The 23,408-nt window shown below is 65.2% G+C and carries 20 protein-coding genes and 1 tRNA gene; 12 read left to right on the plus strand and 9 right to left on the minus strand.

What is annotated here, in order from left to right; genetic code table 11:
• Positions 1-151: 151 nt before the first annotated feature.
• Together ML540_RS13115 and ML540_RS13120 are read right to left on the minus strand one after the other, a co-directional pair.
• Positions 152-934 carry a PEP-CTERM sorting domain-containing protein gene (locus tag ML540_RS13115; RefSeq protein ID WP_243361842.1) on the minus strand — a complete coding sequence of 261 codons (783 nt, stop codon included), beginning with the start codon at positions 932-934 and terminating at the stop codon, positions 152-154.
• Positions 935-1,328: 394 nt separating this feature from the next.
• Positions 1,329-1,405 (minus strand) — tRNA-Pro (locus ML540_RS13120).
• A gap of 125 nt (positions 1,406-1,530) precedes the next feature.
• On the opposite strand from ML540_RS13120, the gene ML540_RS13125 reads away from it, so the two are divergent.
• The 5 genes from ML540_RS13125 (at position 1,531) to ML540_RS13145 (ending at position 7,414) form a co-directional block, all read left to right on the plus strand.
• Entirely contained in the window at positions 1,531-3,078 is a 1,548-nt protein-coding gene (locus ML540_RS13125; protein WP_243361844.1) for an SDR family oxidoreductase, read from the plus strand.
• Between the two features lie 104 nt (positions 3,079-3,182).
• Complete coding sequence (locus tag ML540_RS13130) at positions 3,183-4,886, plus strand: ABC transporter permease (RefSeq protein WP_243361846.1); 1,704 nt, start codon at positions 3,183-3,185, stop codon at positions 4,884-4,886.
• A 3-nt stretch (positions 4,887-4,889) separates the two neighbouring features.
• A complete protein-coding gene (locus ML540_RS13135; protein WP_243361849.1) occupies positions 4,890-6,197 on the plus strand; it encodes an ABC transporter ATP-binding protein in 1,308 nt (435 codons plus the stop codon).
• Positions 6,198-6,271: 74 nt separating this feature from the next.
• A complete protein-coding gene (locus ML540_RS13140) occupies positions 6,272-6,742 on the plus strand; it encodes a DinB family protein (protein ID WP_243361850.1) in 471 nt (156 codons plus the stop codon).
• A 99-nt stretch (positions 6,743-6,841) separates the two neighbouring features.
• A complete protein-coding gene (locus tag ML540_RS13145) occupies positions 6,842-7,414 on the plus strand; it encodes a hypothetical protein (RefSeq protein ID WP_243361852.1) in 573 nt (190 codons plus the stop codon).
• Between the two features lie 126 nt (positions 7,415-7,540).
• Here the strand turns inward: ML540_RS13145 and ML540_RS13150 are convergent, their stop codons facing one another.
• From ML540_RS13150 to ML540_RS13165, 4 genes are read right to left on the minus strand one after another with little or no spacing between them, the layout of a single operon-like run.
• Positions 7,541-7,948, minus strand: a complete 408-nt coding sequence (locus ML540_RS13150) for a Fur family transcriptional regulator (RefSeq protein ID WP_243361854.1) — start codon at positions 7,946-7,948, stop codon at positions 7,541-7,543.
• Positions 7,948-8,754, minus strand: a complete 807-nt coding sequence (locus ML540_RS13155; RefSeq protein ID WP_243361856.1) for a metal ABC transporter permease — start codon at positions 8,752-8,754, stop codon at positions 7,948-7,950. Before ML540_RS13155 ends, ML540_RS13150 begins: the two co-directional genes overlap by 1 nt.
• Positions 8,751-9,530, minus strand: coding sequence for a metal ABC transporter ATP-binding protein (locus tag ML540_RS13160; RefSeq protein ID WP_243361858.1), 780 nt, complete (start codon positions 9,528-9,530; stop codon positions 8,751-8,753). The genes ML540_RS13155 and ML540_RS13160 overlap by 4 nt, the downstream gene beginning before the upstream one ends.
• Positions 9,531-9,564: 34 nt before the next feature.
• Positions 9,565-10,467: a metal ABC transporter solute-binding protein, Zn/Mn family gene (locus ML540_RS13165; protein WP_243361860.1), complete on the minus strand. Its 903-nt coding sequence runs from the start codon at positions 10,465-10,467 to the stop codon at positions 9,565-9,567.
• 256 nt (positions 10,468-10,723) lie between these two features.
• Between ML540_RS13165 and cbiM the strand changes: the two genes are divergently transcribed.
• From cbiM to ML540_RS13180, 3 genes are read left to right on the plus strand one after another with little or no spacing between them, the layout of a single operon-like run.
• On the plus strand, positions 10,724-11,314 hold the full coding sequence (gene cbiM, locus ML540_RS13170; protein WP_243361861.1) for a cobalt transporter CbiM: 591 nt from the start codon (positions 10,724-10,726) through the stop codon (positions 11,312-11,314).
• Positions 11,311-12,024 (plus strand): cobalt ECF transporter T component CbiQ, encoded by a 714-nt coding sequence (gene cbiQ / locus ML540_RS13175; RefSeq protein WP_243361863.1) that lies wholly within the window; start codon positions 11,311-11,313, stop codon positions 12,022-12,024. The genes cbiM and cbiQ overlap by 4 nt, the downstream gene beginning before the upstream one ends.
• On the plus strand, positions 12,021-12,731 hold the full coding sequence (locus ML540_RS13180) for an energy-coupling factor ABC transporter ATP-binding protein (RefSeq protein ID WP_243361865.1): 711 nt from the start codon (positions 12,021-12,023) through the stop codon (positions 12,729-12,731). Before cbiQ ends, ML540_RS13180 begins: the two co-directional genes overlap by 4 nt.
• Before the next feature lie 156 nt (positions 12,732-12,887).
• Here ML540_RS13180 and ilvD read toward each other — a convergent pair whose 3' ends face one another.
• Positions 12,888-14,549: a dihydroxy-acid dehydratase gene (gene ilvD, locus ML540_RS13185; RefSeq protein ID WP_243361867.1), complete on the minus strand. Its 1,662-nt coding sequence runs from the start codon at positions 14,547-14,549 to the stop codon at positions 12,888-12,890.
• 205 nt (positions 14,550-14,754) lie between these two features.
• Here ilvD and ML540_RS13190 point away from each other — a divergent pair, with 205 nt between their 5' ends.
• From ML540_RS13190 to ML540_RS13205, 4 genes are all read left to right on the plus strand, one after another.
• Positions 14,755-16,056, plus strand: a complete 1,302-nt coding sequence (locus ML540_RS13190; protein ID WP_243361868.1) for a response regulator — start codon at positions 14,755-14,757, stop codon at positions 16,054-16,056.
• 4 nt (positions 16,057-16,060) lie between these two features.
• Positions 16,061-17,239, plus strand: a complete 1,179-nt coding sequence (metX, locus tag ML540_RS13195; protein ID WP_243361870.1) for a homoserine O-acetyltransferase MetX — start codon at positions 16,061-16,063, stop codon at positions 17,237-17,239.
• Positions 17,240-17,241: 2 nt separating this feature from the next.
• The gene (gene metW, locus ML540_RS13200; RefSeq protein ID WP_243362742.1) at positions 17,242-17,841 is read left to right on the plus strand and encodes a methionine biosynthesis protein MetW; all 600 of its coding nucleotides are present in this window, start codon (positions 17,242-17,244) and stop codon (positions 17,839-17,841) included.
• A gap of 180 nt (positions 17,842-18,021) precedes the next feature.
• A complete protein-coding gene (locus ML540_RS13205; protein WP_243361872.1) occupies positions 18,022-19,248 on the plus strand; it encodes an acyltransferase family protein in 1,227 nt (408 codons plus the stop codon).
• A 96-nt stretch (positions 19,249-19,344) separates the two neighbouring features.
• Here ML540_RS13205 and ML540_RS13210 read toward each other — a convergent pair whose 3' ends face one another.
• Positions 19,345-21,231 carry a methyl-accepting chemotaxis protein gene (locus ML540_RS13210; RefSeq protein WP_243361874.1) on the minus strand — a complete coding sequence of 629 codons (1,887 nt, stop codon included), beginning with the start codon at positions 21,229-21,231 and terminating at the stop codon, positions 19,345-19,347.
• Between the two features lie 122 nt (positions 21,232-21,353).
• Positions 21,354-23,336 (minus strand): acetate--CoA ligase, encoded by a 1,983-nt coding sequence (acs, locus tag ML540_RS13215; protein ID WP_243361876.1) that lies wholly within the window; start codon positions 23,334-23,336, stop codon positions 21,354-21,356.
• Positions 23,337-23,408: the final 72 nt, after the last annotated feature.

Here is a 23,408-nt window from a genome sequence, read left to right on the forward strand (position 1 = left end):
ACAGGGACTTTGGGAGGAGAGCGCAAGGCGGGCCTGTGAAAAGTGTTGTGAAAAGAAAAAGGGCTTACGATTTTCATCGTAAGCCCTTGATCGCGCTGGCCGGGATGAGAGGATTTGCCCCCCCGCCCCGAGTCCCATGGGTATTTCCGTTTTAGGGGTTCACCTTTCTGCGGCGCAGCCAGGGCAAGCCAAGAGCGCCGATGCCGATGAGGGCCAGGGTGCAGGGTTCGGGGACGCTCCTGCTGCTCGCCGTGGTCGTCGTGCGCAGCGAAGCGCCGCCAGTGTCTTTAATGCCGATCGAAATCGGAAAGCTCCCGCCGCCGGCGTATGTGTGGGACCCCTCCAATGCGAACTCACCCGGGCTTCCGGCGAGGATGATGCCCGGCGTTTGCGTGCCGTCGCCCCAATCGATCATCCCCGTGAAATCTATGACCGAGCCAAATGGGTTGGCGTCGCCAAAGGTCGCTAACAGGAAGTTGCTCAGGGGAACGCCTGGCGTGAACGGGATCGGGGGAGCGGTGGAGAGAAGGCTCAGGGCGGCGTCGGCCACGCCCGCCGTTTCACTTATTCCGATGGCGGTCAACGGAAGGGGTGAAAAGGTGACGTCTGTCGAATACGAATAATTTCCCTCATCCGCGTAAGTGTGCGATCCGGTCACGGTGAAGGATCCACCACCCCCGCTGGTGATGTCGCCAGGTGACGTCGTGCCGTCGCCCCAATGGATCGCGGCCGTATAGTCGGCAAGAGCGCCGGGGTTCAAATCGCTGAAGGTGGCGACCGTGACGTTCGTAAAGGCGGCGCCTTCGACCAGGCCGGAAATCAAAACCGGTGACGAAACGATATCACCGGGCAAAATCGCGGCCGAGGCGGGCGATGAATAACAGAGCACGGTCGCGATCAGGCTGCAGACGGCGATGAGCTTTGAGTGGCGCATTCTTCCTCCTCCGCACAGGTTTCGCGATTATCTGTCACGCATGGCTCACGATACCCTGGCCGATGGTTGATGGAGATAAACAGGCGAGAAAGCTCTGCAAAATGTATACGCCACCTATTGTATAATAAATGTCATGTGTTGAGCTGAAGCCGTGGGGTTGAAATCTCTATACTGTAAGATTTGTCAACGAAGATTTGTAAACTTCAGAGAGGGTCGGCACGTGAGTCGGCAGGTGTACTGCTGTAGTTGTTGATATTGAGTAATCGCTAAAACAGGGAGGTGTGTGCACTGGGCCAGAATTGTTTTATGGCTAGGTCCTAAATATTTCATCAGGGTTATCCCATAGGCCATAGAAAAAGGGCTTACGGTTTTCACCGTAAGCCCTTGATCTAGCTGGTCGGGATGAGAGGATTTGAACCTCCGACCCCCTGAACCCCATTCAGGTGCGCTCCCAGACTGCGCTACATCCCGACGCGAAGGAAGGGACATTTACCGCCGCAACCCGGGGCTGTCAACGCGAAATTCGAGCCAAGGGGATTTTGTTTTCCTTTGCCAGCAAATTCAGGGTGTCGTATCAACCGGAGCAGGTGGATACGATGACGACCGATCATCCCGAAAACGCTCCCATCCTTGTGACCGGGGCCACCGGATACGTCGGGGGCAGGCTGGTCCCCCTGCTGCTGGCGCGGGGCGTGCGCGTGCGCGCCGTGGCCCGCTCCCTGGACAAACTCGCCTGCCGCCCCTTCGCCTCCCATCCGGCCTGCGAACTGGCCCGGGCCGACGTGCGCGACTTAGAAAGCCTGCGCACGGCCCTTCAGGGCTGCCGGGCGGCCTATTACCTGGTTCACTCCATGGGTTCGGCCGGAAAGGATTTCGCCTCCTCCGACGTGGAATCCGCCCGCGCCTTCGCTACGGCCTGCGCCGAGGCGGGCGTTTCGCGCATCATCTACCTGGGCGGCCTCGGCGACGAGCGCGCCGACCTCTCCCACCATCTGCGCTCCCGCCTGGAAACCGCCAAGGCCCTGGCCTCGGGGCCTGTGCCGGTGACCTTTCTGCGCGCGGCGGCCATCCTGGGCGCGGGCAGCGCCTCCTACGAGATCCTACGCTCGCTGGTGGAGCGCCTGCCCGTGATGCTCACCCCGCGCTGGGTGCACACCCGCTGCCAACCCATCTCCATCCGCGACGTGCTCGACTATCTGGCCGGATGCCTGGAGCACCCCGAGACCGTCGGGCAGACCTACGACATCGGCGGGCCGGACATCCTCACCTATGAGGACCTGTTCCACCTCTACGCCGAGGTGGCCGGGCTGAAAAAGCGCCTCATCATCCCCGTTCCCTTCCTGAGCACCGCCCTGTCCGCCCTGTGGGTGCGCTTCGTCACGCCCGTGCCGCCTTCGGTTGCCGGGCCGCTCATCGAGGGGCTTCGAAACGAGGTAGTCTGCCGCGACACGCGCATCCGGGATATCATTCCCCTGCCTCTGCAGAGCTGCCGCGAGACCTTTCAGGCCGCCCGGCGTGAGCTCAAGGACCGGCTCGTCCCCACATGCTGGGCCGACGCCGGGCTTGTGCTCCCCCCGGAGTGGCTGGTCTGCGGCGACGCCCCCTACGCCGGAGGGCCGGTGTACGAGATCGGCTACGAGGCCGTTTTCGACGCCCCACCCGAAAAAGTCTGGCCCGCCGTGGAATCCATCGGCGGGGAGCGCGGCTGGTATTTCGCCAACATCCTCTGGAAGCTGCGCGGCGGGATCGACCGCCTGCTCGGCGGCGCGGGTCTCGGGCCCGGCCGGCGCGATCCGCAGTGCCTGCTGACGGGCGACTCCCTGGACTGCTGGCGCGTGTGGGAGTCTTCCCCGCCGAGCCGGCTGACCCTGCTGGCGGCCATGAAGTCCCCCGGCGAGGCGGCGCTTACGCTGACGCTCGCGCCCTCGCCCGGCGGACGCGCCCGGTTCACCCTGCTGGCCCGGTTCCAGCCCAGGGGGCTTGCGGGCCTGGCGTACTGGTACGCCATGTTCCTGCCCCATCTGGCCCTGTTCACCGGGCTTGTCCGGGGGCTGGCCCGCGCGGCCGGTGCCGGGATCGTGTCCGGACCCACCCGCGCAACCCCCCTCGTGCCCGGGCAATGCCGTCTGCCGAACCGCCCATGAGGGTCGCACCCAGGATGACATTTGGGTCACAATGGGGCGCAGCGCTTGATTTTTGCCTATCCTGGGGGTAGCGGGGCAGGGCCTCGGAAAGGGGGATTTTTTTCGTGCGCGTATTCCAACCGTCCATACCGGCCAGAAAGGGCCTCGCCGCCGCCGACGGGCTCGTTCTCCTGGCGCTATTCGTGCTGGCGTACACGGGCGTGCGCCTGGCCGCCCAGTCCCCGGAGGTGGTGGACGGTCCGGCCATCACCACCGACCCGTCGAGCCTGCCCTGGTACGCGCTCCTGTCCGTGGGACGGATGTTCGCGGCCTATGTGCTCTCGCTTCTGTTCACCTTCTTCTACGGCACGGCGGCCGCGCGCAACAAGCAGGCCCAGGTGGTGCTCATGCCCATCCTGGACATCCTCCAGAGCGTGCCCATCCTGTCGTTCTTGCCCGTGGTCATCCTGAGCCTGGCCGCCGTCCTGCCCCTGACCCTGGCCGTGGAGCTTTCCTCGGTCGTGCTCATATTCACCTCCCAGGCCTGGAACATGACCTTCGCCTGGTACCAGTCGCTCACCACCATCCCCAAAGAGCTTCAGGAGGCCGCCAGCATCTTCCGCTTCAACAAGTGGATGCGTTTTCGCGTGCTGGAGCTGCCGTTCGCGGCCATCGGCCTTCTGTGGAACTCCATGATGAGCTGGGCCGGGGGCTGGTTCTTCCTCATGGCATCGGAGATGTTCACCGTGGGCCAGAAGGACTTCCGCCTGCCCGGGCTCGGTGCCTACCTGCAGGAGGCCGCCTCCAAGGGCGACCTCAAGGCCATCTCCTGGGGCGTGGGCACGCTCTTGGCCGTGATCATCTGCCTGGACACCTTCGTGTGGCGGCCGCTCCTGGCCTGGTCGGAGCGCTTCAAGCTCCAGATGCAGGAGAGCGAGGAGCCCGCCACATCCTGGTTCCTGGATTCCATGCGCGCCTCGCGCCTCATCGGCTGGATATTCGAGAAATGCCTGGAGCCGGTCCTGGAGTTCCTGGACTCCTTGTTCCTCAAGCTCAAGCCCGTGGAGGGCGACGCTGCCGCCGGGCGCGGCTGGGGCATGCGGCTCTTCACCCTGGCCGTGCTGGCCGGAGGCGGCTACGGGGCCTTCCAGGCCGTGGGCATGCTCACACAGGTGGGGCCGGACAAGTGGATGGAGATCGGCCTCGGGCTTTTGGCCACCCTGGCCAGGGTCTGGGCCGCGCTCATCATCGCCCTGGCCATCACGCTGCCGCTGGGCCTGGGCATCGGGCTCAACAAGCGCATGTCCAACCTGCTGCTGCCCGTGGTGCAGGTGCTGGCCTCCATTCCGTCCACGGCGCTCTTTCCGGTGGTGCTGCTGGTGCTTCTCAAGCTGCCGGGCGGGCTGGCCGGAGCCTCGGTGTTCCTCATGCTCATGGGAACCATCTGGTACCTGCTCTTCAACATCATGGCCGGGGCCTCGGCCATCCCGCAGGAACTCATCAGCATGAGCGCCATCCTCAAGATCGAGGGATGGGAGCGCTGGAAGACCCTCTACCTGCCCGCGCTCTTCCCCTACTGCATCACCGGGGCCATCACCGCCACCGGCGGTGCCTGGAACGCCTCCATCGTGGCCGAGTACGTCCTCTTCGGCGGGGATTACGTCACCACCACGGGCCTGGGCTCCATCATCGCCCAGGCCACAGCTGCCGGGGACTACCCCCTGCTGCTGGCCGCCACCCTGGTCATGGTGGGCACCGTGGTCGGGTTCAACCGCTTCTTCTGGCGCAGGCTCTACAGGCTTGCCGCCGAACGCTATGTGATGGAGTAGGCCATGCGCGAAGTTCTCCAGCATCTCAAGAAGGTTTCCCAGATTTACGGCATCGGCGACCGGCAGTTCACCGCCATCTCCGACGTGGAGCTGGACATCGGCGAGGGCGAGTTCGTCTCGCTGCTCGGCCCCTCCGGCTGCGGCAAGTCCACGCTTCTGCGCATCATCACCGGCCTGCAGAAGCCCACCTCCGGCGAGGTGCTCTACCGGGGCGAAGCGCTCAACGGCGTGAACCCCCGTTCGTCCATCATCTTCCAGAGCTTCGCCCTCTATCCCTGGCTCACCGTGCAGGAGAACGTCGAGGTGGCCCTCAAGGCGCGCGGCGTCACTCCCAAGCAGCGCGCCCGCCGCGCTCTGGACATGCTCCACCGCGTGGGCCTGGAGGGCTTCGAGACCGCCTACCCGCGCGAGCTTTCCGGCGGCATGCGCCAGAAGGTGGGTTTCGCTCGCGCCCTGTCCATCGAGCCGGAGCTTCTGTGCCTGGACGAGCCCTTCTCCGCCCTGGACCCCCTCTCGGCCGAGGCCCTGCGCGGCGAACTCCTGGAACTCTGGACCACGGGGGCCATCCCCACCAAGAGTCTGCTCATGGTCTCCCACAACATCGAGGAGGCCGTGTTCATGTCCGACCGCATCGTGCTCATGGAAAAGGAGCCCGGGCGCGTGGTGGCTGAACTGGCCGTGGACCTGCCCCATCCGAGAAACCGCAAGTCAAAGGAATTCTTGGAAATCGTGGACAAGGTCTTCGCCATCCTGGCCGGCCAGACCCTGCCCGAGGCCGACGAGCACGGCTCCGCCCCCGGCGCGCCCGGCAAGACCCGCCCGCTGCCGCACATCGTGCTCCCCGACCTCTTCGGCCTGGTGGAGCACATCGACTTAAGCCCCGGCAACACCGCCGACATCTACCGCCTGGCCGACGAGTTCCAAATGGAGGTCGATGACGTGCTGCCCCTGGTGGAGACTGCGGAAATCCTGGGCCTGGCCGTGGTCAGCAAGGGCGACATCGCCCTGACCACCCTGGGCGAGACCTTCGCCGAGGCCTCCATCGCCGCGCGCAAGGAGATCTTCGCCAGCCGCATCCGCAGGCTGCCGTTCTTCCAGTGGATGCTGGCGCTGCTGCGCAAGTCGGACAGGCAGCAGCTCAAGTGGGACGTGGTCCAGATGGCCCTGGAGCTGGAATTCCCGCCCCACGAGGCCGAAAAGCAGCTGGAGACCGCCGTCACCTGGGGCCGCTACGCCACGGTGCTGGCCTACGAGGACGACACCGGCATCCTCAGCCTGGAGCCCGAGGCCGCGCCCGGGAAGGCGGCGTAGGAATTGAGGTTCATGACGCTATCCCGTAAGGATGTGCGAGTTGAGAGAGCGGGAACCCATTATCGGAGGACTGCATGATCGACCTCGACAGCGCGCGCGACGCGGTGGCGGCGTTTGAGGAACTTCTGGACCGGACGGACGCCGAGGCGGCGCATGTCCGTGTTTCGCCGGACGCCTGGACCCTGGCGGAAATCACGGGCCACCTCATCGACTCGGCGGCCAACAACCATCAGCGATTCGCCCGGCTGCGGCTGGGCGACCTGGAAGGCTTTCCGGGCTACGAGGCGCAGCAATGGGTCGAGGCGCAGAACTACGACCGTTGCGACTTCCTGATCCTCGCCACCCTGTGGTCGAGCTACAACGCCTTTCTGCTGCACCTGGCCGAAAACACCCCGGAGCAGGCGCTTGGCAACGCCTGGATACGTCCGGACGGCCCGCAAACGCTGGAATTCCTCATTTCCGATTACTACGCGCACCTGCGCCTGCACAGCGACCACTACGCAGGAAGGCTGTCCGAGGTGGAGGCGGCGAGCGAGAACCGGTGAATCTGGCCCGCCGCATGCATGCGCACAGCCCGGACGTTGCATCACGTCGGGATTCTGCCTATGCATCGTCAAACCTGATCCGCCCAAGCGAGGCCGCACATGAAATCCTTCAGGCGCACCGCCTTCTTTTTCCTGATGCTTCTGCTTGTTGCGTTTCCGGCCGTGGCAGCCAAAAAGGCCGCCCGTCAGGAAGCCGCCGCCCCCCAGGACGCCAACGCCTCCAGCCTGGTTGACTTCTTCAAGGGCGAAGCCGCCACCACCCCCAAGTCCCTGGATTTCGTCATCCAGGGCGGCTACGCCGACATACGCACCGAAACCCCCGAATCCTCCGGCCGCTACTTCATGGCCGGCCAGTCCATCGTCGCCGTGGCCCAGGACATCTACCGCCTGGACATGACCTTCAAGAAAAAATACGAGCGCGACGTCATCGACCTGACACCGGAGTATTTCTTCACGCAGCAGCGTTCGTATTACTTCTGGTATAACGGCGGGAGCAAGATCGTCTTCAAAATCGGCGGCGGCAAGAAGGAAATCAAGATCGGCAAGAAGGAACTCACAGAAATCAAAGTGAAATCGTTGGAAACCTACAGCGTCGAAAAGACCAAGCTGCCCCTGGACATGTCCCTCCAGGACGGCGGCACGCGCATCTACCTGCAGCTCAGATTCATTTAGGGCGAGCGGACGCTCCCCGGCGGCGCCGCCGAGCAGGAGCCGTCCCGCCGCTCACGCACGCCATGCATCCAGCGCCTTGCTGCCGCCTTGTACCTTCGGTAGCCTCGGCGGCCAGTCCGATCCGCTTCACCCCCGGCACTGGGGACAGGTGCCGTCCAGGCGCACGCTGACGTGCTCCACCCCCGCGATGTCCGCCCCCACCGTCACGGCGTCGGGCTTAAGGCACAGAAGCCTGCGGCAGCGCAGGCAGTAGAAGTGGTGGTGGTCCGGATGTCCCGGCCCGGCCGCGCAGTAGCGCAGCGACCCGTCCCCGGCCTCGTGGCGGGTGATGATGCCGTGTTCGGTCAAGGCGTCCAGGGCGCGGTAGAGCGTGACCTTGTCCATGGGCTCCTCTTCCCGGAGCCTGGCCAGCAGCGCGGGCGCGGCCAGGGCTTCCGGCGCTCCCAGAACCGCCTCCAGCACCCGCACCCGCTGGGGCGTGGCCTTGAGGGCGCTTGCCTCAAGAAGCGCCCTGGGGTCGCAGTGCGAGCACATCAGGCGGCCCTCCTCTTGCCCAGCAGGTGGTCCAGGAAGAACCACAGCGTGGCCACGGCGATGATGCTGGCCCCGCTGGTCAGGTCGAAGGCGTAGGACAGGGCCAGCCCGGCCATGCAGAACGCCGCCGAATAGCCCGCCGACGAGAGCATCATCCCCCCCAGCGACCGGCAGCGCCGCTCGGCCAGATAGGGCGGGATGGTCAAAAGCGCGATCACCAGGATAAGCCCCACCACGCGGATGATCATGACCACCGAGGCCGCGATCATGGCCAGCATGGCGAAGTGCAGGAACTTGACCGGCACGCCGCGCAGCCCGGCGAATTCCGGGTCGAAGCTCATGGCCATGAAGCCCCGGTAGTAGAGGGTTGCGGCCGCCAGCAGCAGGGCGTCCAGGCCCGCCATGAGCAGCAGGTCGGAGGAGGGCACGGCCAGGATGGACCCGAACAAAAAGCTCATGAGGTCCACGTTGTAGCCGTGGGTCAGGTCCATGAGGATGATGCCGAAGGCCATGCCCGCGGCCCACAGGACGCCGACCACGGTGTCGGCGCGCTCCCTGCGTCCGAAGGTCACCGTGGCCATGATGGCCGACACGCCCAGGCTGAAGGCGATGGTCACGGGCAGCACGGGAAGGCCCAGGAAAAAGGCCAGCCCCACGCCGCCGTATGCCGCGTGGGAGATGCCGCCCGCCACGAACACCACCCGGTTCACCACCACCAGGCTGCCGATGACTCCGCAGGCGATGCTGGCCAGCAGTCCCGCCAGGATGGCGTGGCGCATGAAGTCGAAGGAGAGGATGTCCATCACGGCTTCACCTCGTGGCGCGGAAGAATCCTGTGGGGAATGCCGTGGGCGATGAGCTCCACCGGGCAGCCATGGGGGCCGCACTGGTACATCATGCCGAACATCTCGGGGGTAATCTCCGGGCGGGGATGGAAGTGCACGGTGCGGTTGACGCAGACCACGCTTGTGACATGGCGCGAGATCACCGAGATGTCGTGGCTCACGAGCACCACGGTGAGGCTCTTGGCCAGCTCGCCCAGAAGCTCCTGGAGCGAAGCCCTGCCTTCGGGATCGACGCTCGCGGTGGGCTCGTCCAGAAGGAGCAGCTCCGGGCCGCAGGCCAGGGCGCGGGCGATGAACACCCGCTGGCGCTGTCCGCCCGAGAGGTCGCCCAGGGCCTTGTCCGCCAGATGCGCCGCGCCCACGCGCGCAAGGCATTCCAGGGCCTTGTCCCGGTCGGCCTTGGGCCACCAGGGCCAGTAGGAGCGCTGCGTGAGCCTGCCCATGAGCACGGTCTGCAGCACGCTTATGGGAAAGGCCCGGCCGCTGGCCGTGAACTGCGGCATGTAGCCCACCCGGCCCGAGGCCCGGGACGGCTCCCCGCCCAGCACCCTGACCGTGCCGGAGGACGGCTGGATGAGCCCCAGCAGCAGCTTGAGAAGGGTGGTCTTGCCGCCCCCGTTGGGGCCGAGCACGGCCAGGTATTCGCCCTTGGGCACGTGAAGGCTCACGTCCTGGAGGGCGGGGGAGACGTCGTAGCCGTAGCTGACGCCCGAGAGTTCGATGGCGGATTCGTTCATGGGTCCTCGTGGCCGGTCGGGTTCGCGCCCGGGTCTACTTCCTTAGCGCATCCGCCAGGGAGTTGGCTACCGCTAGCAGATTGGCGGACCAGTCCGGGGCCAGATCGTCGGCTTCCACCAGCTTGGCTCCGATGGCCTCGGCCACGGTCTGGGCGGACTTGCGCGAAAACTGCGGCTGCACGAACACCACCCTGGCCTTGGACGCCTTGGCGTGCTCCACCAGTTCCTTGAGCTTGCGCGGACCGGGTTCCTTCCCGCCGGACTCGATGGCCTGCTCCTTGAGGCCGTAGTCGCGGGCGAAATAGGCCCAGGCCGGATGGAACACGATGAATTCGCTCCCGGCGGGGACGCCCTCCAGGATCTTGCGGATCCGGGCGTCGAGCGCGTCGATCTCGGCCTGGAGCGCGGCCAGGTTGGCGGCGTAGGCGCCCGCGTTGGCCGGGTCGGCCTGGGTCAGCGCCCGGGCGATATTCACGGCCTGCACCTTGGCCAGGGACGGAGAGGTCCAGGTGTGCACGTCCATCTCCTTCTCGGAGTGCTCGTGCGGTTTGCCGTCGTGGTCCTCGTGGTGTTCGTCCATGGGCATGAGTTCGATGCCCGCCAGGGTGTCGGCCACCGTGAGGCCGGAGTTGGTCTTGGCCAGCTTGGGCAGCCAGGTCTGCTCGAACTCCACGCCCTGGGCCAGGTAGAGCCGGGCCTTGGCCGCCTGGACCATCTGGCTGGGCTTGGGCTCGAAGGAGTGGGCGTCGGCTCCGGGCTGGACCATGACGCTCACCTCGGCCAGGGGGCCGGCGAGTCTCTCCACGAGATATTTCTGGGGCGCCACGCTCACCATCACCGGCAGCGGAGCGGCCAGGGCCGGGGCGGCCCCGAGCGCCAGGGCCAGCGCCAGCAGCAGGGCTGCGAGCGCGGAAGATCCCGCGTGTGTGCGTTTCATGCCATCCTCCGGGGAATGTGTCTGGGCGTGAGATGCAACTTGGTTGCATTGATGTCAACGGAAAAGGGTGTTGACGGGTGGCCAGTAACACGATTACATGTTTCGTGTGTGAGTGGTGGGCGCATCCTCCCCTGCCTCAGGACAGGGTAGGGAAGGCAACCCGCGCCTTACTGCTGGCGTGCTTGGCGTGAGCCTGACATTAAACCTCTTCGTGGGCGCTCAGCTCTCGGGGCGAAAGATCCGCAGGCGTTAAGCGATGCATATTTCCGAAGGAGTGCTCTCCGCCCCGGTGCTTGCCGGGGGCGCGGTGTTGGCCGCGGCCGGAGTGGCCGTGGGCATCAGGAAGCTGGACGGCGAAGCCCTGGTGCGCACGGGCATCCTGTCCTCCGCCTTCTTCGCCGCGAGCCTGATCCATCTGCCCATCGGGCCCACAAGCATCCACCTGATCCTTTCCGGCCTCATGGGGGCCATGCTCGGCTGGGCCGCGTTCCCGGCCATCTTCGTGGGGCTTCTCCTGCAGGCGCTGCTCTTCCAGTTTGGCGGGCTCACCGTGCTTGGCGTCAACGCAGTGGTCATGGGGCTGCCCGCCGTGGTCTGCGGGCTGGCCGTGCGCCCGTTTCTCAAGAAGTCCGGGGTGGTGTTCACCGCCGCGTCCTTCGCCTGCGGGGCGCTGGCCATCCTGGGCAGCCTGGTCCTGCTCTATCTCTCCCTGGTGCTCTCGGGCGACGCCCTGTCCGTGTTCGCGAACCTGTTCTTCTGGGCGCATCTGGCCCTCATGGGCATCGAGGGGGCCATCACCATGGTCATACTGGGATTCCTCAAGCGCATGCGCCCGGAGCTTTTGTGAGCGGCCTCGACGCCCGTTCCCGCCTCCTCTGCGCGCTGTGCGTCTCGGTGGCGGTGGCCGTGTGCCACGGCTGGCCTGCGGCGTATCTGGGCCTCGCTTGCGGGATCGCGGCGTTGGCGCTCGGCGACCGGCAGTGGGGCCGCCTAGTCAGGCGCCTGGCCCTGGTGAACGTCTTCTTCGCGGGCATCCTGGTCACGGTCCCCCTGGCCGTGCCCGGCGACGCCCTCGTCATGCTGGGTCGCGTGCCCTTCACCCGCCAGGGGCTCCTGCTGGCCCTGCACATGGCCGCCAAGGGCAACGCCATCTTCCTGGTGTTCTGGGGCCTGGTGCGCCCGCTCTCGCCTCCCCGGCTCGGTTCGGCGCTCTCGGCGCTGGGCGTGCCGGACAAGCTCTGCCTGATCCTCTCGCTCACCTACCGCTACCTGGACCTCATGCGCCACGAGTGGGACCGCCTGGTCACCTCGGCCAGGCTGCGCGGCTTCACCCCTGGCACCAGCCGCCGGGCCTGGCGCACCTACGGGCTCATGCTGGCGCTTCTGTTCATGCGCGCCCTGGACCGCTCCACGGCCATCCATCAGGCCATGGTCTGCCGGGGCTTCGATGGACGCTTCCGGAGCCTGGGCGGGCTCCGCTGGAACGGAGCGGACACCGCCCTCGCCGTGGCCGGCCTACTGGCCGTGGCCGGGATAACCGTGTTGGAGGTTGCGTGAGTCTGTTGGAGATCGAGAATCTGTGTTGCGGCTACAACGGCCGTGAGGTGCTCCAGGGCCTGAGCCTCTCGATGGTTCCCGGTGCGCGCGTGGGGCTGGCCGGGCACACCGGCAGCGGCAAGACCACGCTCCTCAAGACCGTCATGGGCCTTCTGCGCCCCAAGTCCGGCAGCGTGCGCGTGGAAGGGTGCGAGTGCCGCCAGGAGCGCGACTTCGCCCAGGCCCGCCGGGTGCTCGGATACCTGTTCCAGAACCCAGACGACCAACTCTTCTGCCCGACCGTCCTCGAGGACGTGGCCTTCGGGCCCCTCAATCTGGGCGTCGCCCCGGACGAAGCCAGGGACAGAGCCGGGCAGTGCCTCGCGGCCGTGGGGCTGGCCGGGTTCGAGGACCGGCTCACCCATTGCCTGTCCGGCGGCGAGAAGCGCTTGGCCTCCCTGGCCGGGGTGCTGGCCATGCGCCCCAAGGCTCTTCTTTTGGACGAGCCCACCACCGGCCTGGACCCCGCGAGCAAGGCCCGCGTGGCCGAGGTGCTCTGCGGGCTTGATCTGGCGCTGCTGATCGTGTCCCACGAATGGGATTTCCTGACGCAGGTGACGGCTCGGTATTACGTTCTGTCGCACGGGCACCTGCACGAAGCCGCCGAGGCCCCCCACGTGCACCGCCACGTGCACGCCCTGGGCGAAGTGCCGCACAGCCACGAATAAGAAAAAGGCGGGAAGAGGAAGAGGCCTCCGGCGGCCAAAGGAACTTCGTTCCTTTGGAATCCTTTACCGCTTCGCGGGAGTCGGGAACGGTTCTGAAAATGAAAACGGGGAGCATGCCAGGCATGCTCCCCGTTCTTGTTTGAGGCAGAGAGCGGGCTACTTGTAGGCCGCGCCCTGGGCCGCGGACTTCACCGACCGGGCGTAGCGACGAAGCAGTCCGGAGGGCAGGGGCTTTTCCACAGGCTTGAAGGCCGCGCGGCGGGCGGCGAACTCCTCCTCGGAGATGGCCAGGTCAAGCTTGCGCGCGGGAATGTCGATCACGATGGTGTCGCCGTCGCGCACCAGCCCGATGGGCCCGCCCTCGGCCGCCTCGGGGGAGACGTGCCCGATGGCCGGGCCGCGCGTGCCGCCCGAGAAGCGCCCGTCCGTGATCAAGGCCACGTCCGAGCCCAGGCCCATGCCCATGATGGCCGCCGTGGGCGAGAGCATCTCGCGCATGCCCGGGCCGCCCTGGGGGCCTTCGTAGCGGATGATGATGGCCTGTCCCTTGACGATCTCGCCGGCCAGGATGGCCGCGTAGGCGTCCTCTTCGGAGTCGAAGCACCGGGCCGTGAGGCTGCGCTGCATCATCTCCGGGGCCACGGCCGACTGCTTCACCACCGCGCCGTCCGGGGCGAGAGATCCCTTGAGCACGGCGATGCCGCCCTGCTGCGAATAGGGGGTGTCCACGCGGATGACGTCCGGGTCCGCGATGCGGGGCTTAAGCTCGGCCAGGTTCTCGCCCACGGTCTTGCCGGTGACGGTCAGCGCCGAGGTGTCGATGAGGCCCTTTGAGGCCAGGGCGTTCATCACCGCCGGGATGCCGCCGGCGCGGTGCAGGTCCTCGATGTGATGGTGGCCCGCAGGGGAGAGCTTGCACAGGTTGGGGGTCTTGGCGCTCACCTGGTCGAAGATGTCCAGGGTGAGGTCCAGCCCGGCCTCGGCGAAGATGGCCGGCAGGTGCAGCACCGTGTTGGTGGAGCAGCCCAGGGCCATGTCCATGGTCACGGCGTTGGCCACCGAGGCCTTGGTGACGATGTCGCGGGGCTTGATGTCCTTTTTCAGCAGGTCCATCACCAGCATGCCCGCGCGCTTGGCCAGGCGCACGCGGTCGGCGGTCACGGCGGGGACGGTGCCGTTTCCGGGCAGGGCCAGGCCGATGGACTCGGAGAGGCAGTTCATGGAGTTGGCCGTGAACATGCCCGAGCACGAGCCGCAGCCCGGGCAGGCCTTGCACTCCAGGTCAGCGAGCTCGGATTCGTCCATCTGGCCCTGCTTGACCTTGCCCACGGCCTCGAACACGCTGATGAGGTCCACAGGGCCCCCGGCCGAGGCCCCGGCCAGCATGGGGCCGCCGGAAATGAGGATCGAGGGGATGTTCAGCCGGAGCATGGCCATGAGCATGGCCGGCACGGTCTTGTCGCAGTTGGGGATCAACACCAGCGCGTCGAAGGGGTGCGCCGTGGCCATGATCTCGATGGAGTCGGCGATGATCTCGCGGCTGGGCAGCGAAAAGCGCATGCCCGCGTGGTTCATAGCCAGGCCGTCGCACACGCCGATGACCGGGAACTCCATGGGGGTTCCTCCGGCCATGCGCACGCCTGCCTTGGCGGCGGTGGCGATGGTGTCCAGGTGGATATGTCCGGGAACGACCTCGTTGGCGGAGTTGACGATGCCCACCAGGGGGCGGTCGATCTCCTCGCGGGTGAGCCCGAGTGCGTGAAGAAGGGAACGGTGGGGGGCCTTCTCGACCCCGCCGGTCATGAGCTTGCTGCGCATAGGAATTCCTTGGGGTGGGATGGGTTCGGGATAGCCCCAAAGGGATTCGATGTCATCCGTGAATTCGGCTGGTCGCTTCGGCCGTGTGGCCCTGTTGTGCTTTTTCACGAATAGTGGAAAAACACATGAGAGTCGTCCGTCATGCGGCCGGATTCCTTCCGGCCCGGCGGCTGATTGAGGATTACTGCGCTCTGGAGACGTCCGCATGCCCGCTAGACATCGTGAAGGATTGACCACTTTCGACCTGTGGCGCACGGCCCGGGTCGTCACGCGCACCATGGCCGCTCCGGCCGAGCGCAAGGGGATTCAGCTGCAGTTGGAGATCCACCCCGACACCCCCAGGCATGTCCGCTCCGACGTGGGCAAGCTGCGCAGGATCATGGCCACCATGGCGGAAACCGCCGTGGAGTCCGCCGGGGCGGGGCACGTGGCCGTCAAGGTCTGGCCGGACCCGGCCCAGAGCGCCGCCACCTGTCCGGTCACGTTCAGTGTGACCGGCACCGGCGTCAAGGAACCGCGCGGCTGGCCAGACGTGCCCGGGAAATCATGCGTCACGCCCGTGGACGGCCCCAAAAGCGGACTGGCCGCGTGCAAGGTGCTGGTGGAGCAGCTCGGCGGATCGATCCGGGTGGAAAGCGTGGCGGGCCTCGGCTTTTCGTATCGCGTCACCATCGCCCTGGAGCGTGCCGCACCGCCTCCTGGGGCCGCGCCGGATGTCTCCCGGGCCGAGGCTGAGCGGACGTATCCGCTGAGCATCCTCCTGGCCGAAGACAACGAGCTCAACAAGCGCTTCATCGTGGAGTTCCTTCGCCAACGCGGCTACGAGGTCCAGGCCGTGTCCGACGGAAGCCAAGCCCTGGATGCCCTGGCCAGCCGGAGCTTCGATCTGGTGCTCATGGACGTGTCCATGCCCGTCATGGATGGGCTGGAGGCCACCAGGGCGGTGCGGGCCCACGACGGTTCCAGCTACGACCCGGGCATTCCCATCGTGGCCGTCACGGCCCACGCCGTGAAGGGCGACGAGGAGCGCTTCCTGGCCGCAGGCATGGACGCCTACCTGTCCAAGCCCCTGGACCTGAACCTGCTCGACCGGGTTGTGGCCGGTTTCGCCGGCGCGCAGGCTTCCGCCGGGGATTCCGCCACGGCCGCCGCGTCAGACCAGGCGGGCCACGACCCCTTCGACACGGCCCTGCAGCGGGAGCGGTTCAAGAACATGACGGATTTCCTGCCGGAACTGCTTGCGCTCTACCGGGAGAACTCCGTCGTGAGCCTGGACAATATCCGGCAGGCCCTGGATGCGGGCGACCTGTCCGGAGCCTCCGCCGCGGCCCACACCCTGAAGGGGATGTCCGCCGTGGTCTGCGCCACGCCGGTGCAGGTTCTGTCCGGTGAGATGGAGTCGGCGGCCAACGAGGGTAACCTTGAGTCGTGCCTGTCATTGCTGGAGTCTCTGGACGAGCAGATCGGCAAGGCCGTGGCCTGCCTGGACGCCACGCTGACGGTGTGAAGCCATGAGCGAATACGCCGAGCACTCCCTTGACGACGCGGGCGAGGGCCTGGTTGAGAAGAAAAGCTTCACCTTCGCCCAAACCGAGCCCTTTCCCCTGGAGAGCGGGGCGTCCATCGGCCCCGTGACCCTGGCCTACGAGACCTACGGCCGGCTGGCCCCCGACGGCTCCAACGCCGTGCTGGTCTGCCACGCCCTCACGGGCGACTCCCACGCGGCCGGGGTCTATTCCCTCTCCGACCCCAAGCCGGGCTGGTGGGAGGTCATGGTGGGGCCGGGCAAGGGCATCGACACGGACAAATATTTCGTGGTGTGCGCCAACGTGCTGGGCGGCTGCATGGGCTCCACGGGGCCTGCCAGCATCGACCCGGCCACGGGCAAACCCTACGGCATCTCCTTTCCCGTGCTCACCATCGGGGACATGGTGCGCGCCCAGAAGGTCCTGCTGGAGCACCTGGGCGTCACGCGCCTGCTCTCCGTGATAGGCGGGTCCATGGGCGGCATGCAGGTGCTGGAGTGGGCCGCCCGCTACCCGGACATGGCCGCCTCGGCCATCGCCCTGGCCACCGCCGCCAGGCATTCGGCCCTGCACATCGCCTTCCACGAGGTGGCCCGCCAGGCCATCCTGGCCGACCCCGACTGGAACGGCGGCGACTACTACGCCTCGGGCAAGCCCGAGCACGGCCTGGCCGTGGCCCGCATGATCGGCCACATCACCTACCTCTCGGACGAGGCCATGCGCCACAAGTTCGGGCGCGGCCTGCAGGACCGGGCGGACTTTTCCTTCAGCTTCGACGCCGACTTCCAGGTGGAATCCTATCTGCGATACCAGGGGCGCAAGTTCGTGGAGCGCTTCGACGCCAACTCCTTTCTCTACATCACCCGGGCGGCGGACTATTTCGACCTGGGAGCCACACACGGCAAGGGTTCGCTCACCCGAGCCTTCTCGCGCGGCAGCACCCGCTTCCTGGTGGTGTCCTTCAGCTCGGACTGGCTCTATCCCACCTACCAGTCCCGCGAGCTGGTGCAGGCCCTCAAGCGCGCCGGAAAGGACGTGAGTTTCTGCGAGATCGAGGCCCAGTGGGGGCACGACGCCTTCCTGCTGGACAGCCCGCGCCTGGCCGGGCTCATCTCCGGCCACCTGGAGCGCACGCGCCGCGACATGGAAAAAGGACTCATCTGATGATGCGCTACGACCTGGACCTTATCGCCTCCTGGATCGCGCCCGGCTCGCGGGTATTGGACCTGGGCTGCGGCCAGGGGGAGCTGCTCGAGTACCTGCATGAGGCCAAGCAGGTGCGCGGTTTCGGCGTGGAGCGCGACGAGGAGAAGGCCGCCGCCGGCATCGCCCGGGGCGTGTCCATCCTGCAGGGGGACCTGATCGAGGAGGTGCGCGATTATCCCGACTTCGCCTTCGATTTCGTGGTGCTCTCCCAGACCCTGCAGCAGGTGACCGAGCCCCTGGAACTCCTGCAGCAGATCCTCCGGGTGGGGCGGCGAGCCGTGGTCAGCTTCCCCAACTTCGCCCACTGGCGCAACCGCTGCCAGCTCTTCTTCCAGGGCCAGGCCCCGGTGACGCCGGAGCTGCCCTACGACTGGCACGACACCCCCAACATTCGAGTGATAACCTTCAAGGATTTCTCGCGTTTCTGCGGTCATTACGGCATCCGCGTGCTGGAGCGCGTGGCCATCAAGAGCGAACCGTCCACCTTGACGGGGCTGGTTCTCAAGTGGTTGCCCAACCTGCGGGCCTCGTACGGGATATTTTTGCTGAGTAAGGAGTAGCCGGTGCTTATGCCCCGGATCCCGCACGGGCTCCGCCCTTGACCCGCCAGGGGGAGAAGCCCCCCCCTGGACCCGGCAGTAGCTTCGCGGGATTTGCGCGCAGGCCTGTATCCGTTCTGTGTCACTGGCAGGATTATTAGATTTAACAGGCTGTTAAATTGTAATTACTGCGAGTATATTATGTCAGAAAGTCACCACTCAGGATCAATGCGAACCCGATATGATGTGCTTGATGGAATGCGAGGGATTGCTGCGATAACGGTTATGGTTGCTCATTATCTCCCGAATTCTGATTTAACAATTGAAAATATAAAATTCGTCACACTTAACAATGCAGGACTTGCGGTTGATTTTTTCTTCATACTTAGTGGATTCGTTATTACGCACTCGTATGGACGCCGACTGTTGAACGGCATGTCTGTTTGGGAGTATTTGTGCAAGAGAATAATTCGTCTGTATCCAATGTTTTTTGTTGGGCTATTGATTGGTGTTCCGGCCATGATCTATTTTATGAAGACCGGCGTTTCAACCTATTCCAATAGAAGTGTCGTCGGGTCATTCGTATATAATTCTGCGTTCATTCCGTTTCTTAGCAGCTCAATGATCCGTTTCATTGGAGGGAAAGGTGCAATTGTTGGGGAAATATTCCCGGCGAACCCTCCGGCGTGGTCATTGTTTTTTGAGATGGTGGCCAGCATCGCCTTTGTGGCTCTGTTGAAATACGATAGGAAGATTCTTCTAAGATCGACAGTCGCTTGCTACGCCATGCTTGTGGTTGGCGGCCTGATCTCGTCATTTTCAGATTATGCGCCTTTTTATTTGCATCTCGCGTCTGGACCAACCATGGATACGTTTATTGGTGGGTTTCCGCGGGTATTTTATGGGTTTACATGTGGGATTCTGATTTATCAGATTGCTCGCGATGATCAATGCAGTCGTGTTTTTCGGGATGTGGTTGCTAGACTTATCAGAAGTTCCTATTCATTGTATTTTGTTCTTGTGGCAGTATTTTTGTTTCCAAGTGAAGTCATGGGGTTATACACGTGTTTTATCTTGGCAGTTGTAGCTCCTTGCCTTGTGCTGGTTGGATCAACAACAAGATGCACGCAACAGGCGGGGGTGCTATTGGCCAGATTTCTGGGTTGGATTTCATATCCAGTGTATTGTCTTCATTATCCGGTAGGGAGAGCGGTGTTTTCGTTTGGAGACAGGGTCGCCGTTCCAAGAGAAGTGCTCGTCCTGGTGTCCATAGCTGTCACTTTTATTGCGTCGATAGTTATCGTAAAGTTTCTTGAAGAACCTGTTCGAAGATATCTGTCCGGTAGGCTCGCAAAGCATGCGTACTTTCTTGAGCGCAATAAGCAGGTGCCATCCGCCCAAAAGGCTGGTGAGCCAGTCAATTTGTGAAGAAGGCAGCCTCGCATCGATCGACGCGAAGCTATAAAGGATTCCAAAGGGACTCAAGTCCCTTTGGCCGCCGGAGCATCTTCCTCCTGCTCTTCTCTACCGAGGCAGCGCCTTGTTCCCGTCGCCCGCTTCGAAATCCCGTATGACCTCGCCGAGCCGGGCCTGTTCGCTGGTGAGCCTGCGCAGGGCCTCGAGCGACTCCGAGGCGTTGCTGGCGATCTCCTGGGCGGTGGCGGAGATGGATTCCACGGCCTGGGCCACCGCGTCCATGGTTTCGGATTGGCGCCGGGCGTTGTCGGCGATGGCCGAGGTCTGCCCGGCCGAGCGCCCCACGATGTCCACGATGGTGACGAACACCTCGCCGGACTCCCTGGCCAGTCCCGTGGCCTTGGCGATGGCCTGGGAGGCGCGTTCCATGCGTTCCAGGTTGCCCTTGGCCCCTTCCTGGATGGCTCCCACGGACCTGGAGACCTCCTGGGTGGCGGTCATGGTCTTTTCGGCGAGCTTTCTCACCTCGTCGGCCACCACGGCGAAGCCGCGCCCGGCCTCACCGGCCCGGGCGGCCTCGATGGCCGCGTTCAGGGCCAGCAGGTTGGTCTGGTCGGCGATGTCGGCGATAGTGGTGAGGATGGCCCCGATGGCCTGGCTCTGCTTGCCCAGCTCGTGCATGGACTGGGACAGTGCCAGGGCCTGGGTGTTGACCTCCTCGATGGCCTGGGCGGAGCTTTCCACCACCTTGGAGCCCGCCTGGGCCTTGGCGCTGGCTTCCCCGGCCAGGCCGGCGGCCCCGGAAGCAAGGCCGGAGACGCCGGTCAGGGCGCGGGCGGCCTGGTCCACGTCCCGGGCGGCGTCCTGGGCCTGGCGGCTCTGGCGGCCGGTGCCGTCCACGGCCTCGGAGAGAAGCCCAGAGAGGTCCTGGGACACGTGGCCCATGCCGTCGGCGGCCTCGGCCATGGCGGCCACGGCGGTCATTTCGCCTTCGTGCTTGGCCTGTTCGGCCATGCGGCAGGCCTGCTCGGCCAGGCGGGTCTGCTCCTTGGCCTGCTCGGCCTGGAGCCCCGCCTCGCGGGTCTTTTCCTCGGCCAGGGCGATGGACTGGCGCAGGCGCTCCACCATGGTGAGCAGGGCGGCCTTGAGAGCGCCCAGTTCCGCCCTGAAGGACACGGGCGGCACCTGGGCGGCAAGGTCGCCCTCGGCCACCTTGCCCGAGAAATTCACCAGGGCGTCCACCTGGCGGCCCACGAAGGCGCGCGTCAGCCACAGGGTGACGGCGAGCCCCACCACGAAGACCGCGGCCAGCACCGCGTAGCCCAGCCCACGCAGGGTGGCGATGCGGGCGTCGATGTGGTCGATGTACACGCCGCTGCCCACCAGCCAGCCCCAGGGCTTGAAGACCACGCCGTAGGACAGCTTGGGGAAGAGCTCCGTGGTGACGCCGCCACCGGCCAGGGGCTTGAACCAGCGGTAGATGATGAACCCCCGTCCGTCGTTCTGCGAGGCCTCCAGAAGGGCCTGGAAGAGGTTGGCCTTGCCTCCGGGAGTGGGATTGAGCTCTCCGTCTGTTCCCTTTTGGGAGTGCGTGGCGCAGAAGAACTTGGGGTCGTCCAGCACCTTTCCGTCCAGGGCGGGCACGGTGGGGTGCATGACCATGCGCGGGTAGGGCAGCGTGAGGTCGTTGATCCAGAAATAATCGTTGTTACCGTATCGAAGCATCTTGATGCGGTGGACGGCTCTTTTCTGGGCTTCTTCCAGGGTCAGGTCGCCGCGCTTCACTTGGCTGTCGTATTCTTTCAAGAGCGATTCAATGGTGCCGACTACGGCCCGAAGGGAGTCTTGATGCACGTGAAGGAGTTCCGTCTCCATCTTCGGGAGAATGACCCCGAAGAGCGACCCGGCGAAAATAGCCAGGGAGAAGAGCGATATGGTGAGGAATTTGACGGTAAGACGCGTTTCGGAAAGCCTTTCGAAGAGTCCTGCGGACATCGCTCCCCCCTCAACGTGATCCTTTCTTGAATGCAGGGCGACGATGCTTTGCATTCAAAGAAAAGTAAAGGGCGGCTTCCTGTCGGGGAAGCCGCCCTGCGTTTTTTCACTTCGCGCGTCCGCTACCCGAAGAGCTTGTCCTTGCCCTCGATGAGGTCCGTGACCACGCCCGGATCGGCCAGGGTGGAAGTGTCGCCCAACTGGCCGATCTCGCCCTCGGCGATCTTGCGCAGGATGCGGCGCATGATCTTGCCCGAGCGGGTCTTGGGCAACCCTTGCGCGAACTGGATGACCTCGGGGGTGGCGATGGGGCCGATTTCCGAACGCACGTGCTTTTTGAGCGCCGCCAGCAACTCGTCGGAGGCGTCCACGCCCTCCTTCAGGGTGACGTAGGCGTAGATGGCCTGGCCCTTGATGTCGTGGGGCATGCCCACCACTGCGGCCTCGGCCACGTCCGGGTGCGCCACCAGGGCGGACTCGATCTCGGCCGTGCCCATGCGGTGGCCGGACACGTTCACCACGTCGTCCACGCGGCCCATGATCCAGACGTAGCCGTCAGCGTCCATGCGCGCGCCGTCGCCGGTCTCGTAGACGCCGGGGAAGGCCTCGAAATACTGCTTGCGGTAGCGCTCCTGGTCGCCCCAGACGCCGCGCAGCATGCCGGGCCAGGCCTGGGTGATCACCAGGAAGCCGCCCTGGCCGCAGCAGACCTCCTTGCCGTCCTTGTCCACCACCTTGGGGACGATGCCGGGCAGGGGCAGCGAAGCCGAGCCGGGCTTCAAGGGAGTGGCGTAGGGCAGGGGGGAGATCATGAGGCCGCCGGTCTCGGTCTGCCACCAGGTGTCCACGATGGGCAGTTTCCCCGCGCCGATGTTGTCGTGGTACCACATCCAGGCCTCGGGGTTGATGGGCTCGCCCACGCTGCCCAGGATGCGAAGCGAGGAGAGATCGTGGTTCTTGGTCCACTTCACGCCTTCGCGCATGAGCGCCCGGATGGCCGTGGGGGCGGTGTAGAAGGTGTTGACCTTGAACTTTGCCACGGTGGCCCAGAAACGGTCGGGGCCGGGCCAGGTGGGCACGCCCTCGAACATCACCGACGTGGCCCCAAGGGCCAGCGGCCCGTAGACGATGTAGCTGTGGCCCGTGACCCAGCCGATGTCGGCGGTACACCAGTGCACGTCCTCTTCCTGGATGTCGAAGACCAGCTGGGTGGTGTGTGCCGCGTAGGCCAGGTAGCCGCCGGTGGTGTGGAACACGCCCTTGGGCTTGCCGGTGGAGCCGGAGGTGTAGAGGATGAAGAGCACGTCCTCGGAGTCCATGGGCACGGGGGGGCAGGGGGCCAGCATGTCCGGGTCGGCCATGGCCTCGTGCCACCAGATGTCGCGCTCCTCCACCCAGTCGATCTGGGTGTTCGCGCTGTTGTGCACCACCACGCGGGTGACGCTGGGGCATTCCTTGAGGGCCTCGTCCACGTTGTGCTTGAGCCCAATGGCCTTGCCGGCGCGGCGCACGGCGTCGCCGCAGACCACCACCTTGGCGTGGCAATCGTTGATGCGGTCGCGCAGGGAGTGGGCCGAGAATCCGGCGAACACGATGGAGTGGGCCGCGCCGATGCGGGCGCAGGCCAGCATGGCGATGGCCAGCTCCGGCACCATGCCCAGGTACAGTGCCACGCGGTCGCCCTTGTGCACGCCCAGGCTTTTCAGGACGTTGGCGAACTTGCAGACCTCGTCGTGCAGCATCTGGTAGGTGAGCACGCGCACGTCGTCCGGGCGGTCGCCCTGCCAGATGATGGCCGCCTTGTTGCGGCGGGGGCCGTCCAGGTGGCGGTCCAGGCAGTTGTAGGCGGCGTTGAGCGTGCCGCCCTGGAACCACTTGAAGGATGCTTTGTCGAAATCGCAGTCCATGACCTTGCCGAAGGGGGAGGCCCAGGTCAGAAGCTCGCGGGCGCGATCGCCCCAGTAGCCTTCGGGGTCTTCCACGGAGCGTTTGTATACTGCGCGGTACTCTTCGAGGCTTTTAATATGGGCGCGGGCGTGGTGCGGCCCGACCGGGGGCTGGAAGATGCGGTCTTCGTGGAGCAGGGTTTCGATGTTGTCGGTCATGGACGGCTCCTTAACGTGTGAAGTGATATGGTGTCTGTCTATCACGAATACATCTGATTCATAGAGTTTTTT

It is taken from the genome of Fundidesulfovibrio terrae (assembly GCF_022808915.1).
Taxonomy (GTDB): Bacteria; Desulfobacterota; Desulfovibrionia; order Desulfovibrionales; family Desulfovibrionaceae; genus Fundidesulfovibrio; species Fundidesulfovibrio terrae.

Bases quoted from the DNA above. Each gene is read 5' to 3' on its own strand.
- ML540_RS13115 (WP_243361842.1), bottom strand. From the start codon at position 934: ATGCGCCACTCAAAGCTCATCGCCGTCTGCAGCCTGATCGCGACCGTG.
- ML540_RS13125 (WP_243361844.1), top strand. From the start codon at position 1,531: ATGACGACCGATCATCCCGAAAACGCTCCCATCCTTGTGACCGGGGCC.
- ML540_RS13135 (WP_243361849.1), top strand. From the start codon at position 4,890: ATGCGCGAAGTTCTCCAGCATCTCAAGAAGGTTTCCCAGATTTACGGC.
- ML540_RS13140 (WP_243361850.1), top strand. From the start codon at position 6,272: ATGATCGACCTCGACAGCGCGCGCGACGCGGTGGCGGCGTTTGAGGAA.
- ML540_RS13145 (WP_243361852.1), top strand. From the start codon at position 6,842: ATGAAATCCTTCAGGCGCACCGCCTTCTTTTTCCTGATGCTTCTGCTT.
- ML540_RS13150 (WP_243361854.1), bottom strand. From the start codon at position 7,948: ATGTGCTCGCACTGCGACCCCAGGGCGCTTCTTGAGGCAAGCGCCCTC.
- ML540_RS13160 (WP_243361858.1), bottom strand. From the start codon at position 9,530: ATGAACGAATCCGCCATCGAACTCTCGGGCGTCAGCTACGGCTACGAC.
- ML540_RS13165 (WP_243361860.1), bottom strand. From the start codon at position 10,467: ATGAAACGCACACACGCGGGATCTTCCGCGCTCGCAGCCCTGCTGCTG.
- cbiM (WP_243361861.1), top strand. From the start codon at position 10,724: ATGCATATTTCCGAAGGAGTGCTCTCCGCCCCGGTGCTTGCCGGGGGC.
- ilvD (WP_243361867.1), bottom strand. From the start codon at position 14,549: ATGCGCAGCAAGCTCATGACCGGCGGGGTCGAGAAGGCCCCCCACCGT.
- ML540_RS13190 (WP_243361868.1), top strand. From the start codon at position 14,755: ATGCCCGCTAGACATCGTGAAGGATTGACCACTTTCGACCTGTGGCGC.
- metX (WP_243361870.1), top strand. From the start codon at position 16,061: ATGAGCGAATACGCCGAGCACTCCCTTGACGACGCGGGCGAGGGCCTG.
- metW (WP_243362742.1), top strand. From the start codon at position 17,242: ATGCGCTACGACCTGGACCTTATCGCCTCCTGGATCGCGCCCGGCTCG.
- ML540_RS13205 (WP_243361872.1), top strand. From the start codon at position 18,022: ATGTCAGAAAGTCACCACTCAGGATCAATGCGAACCCGATATGATGTG.
- ML540_RS13210 (WP_243361874.1), bottom strand. From the start codon at position 21,231: ATGTCCGCAGGACTCTTCGAAAGGCTTTCCGAAACGCGTCTTACCGTC.
- acs (WP_243361876.1), bottom strand. From the start codon at position 23,336: ATGACCGACAACATCGAAACCCTGCTCCACGAAGACCGCATCTTCCAG.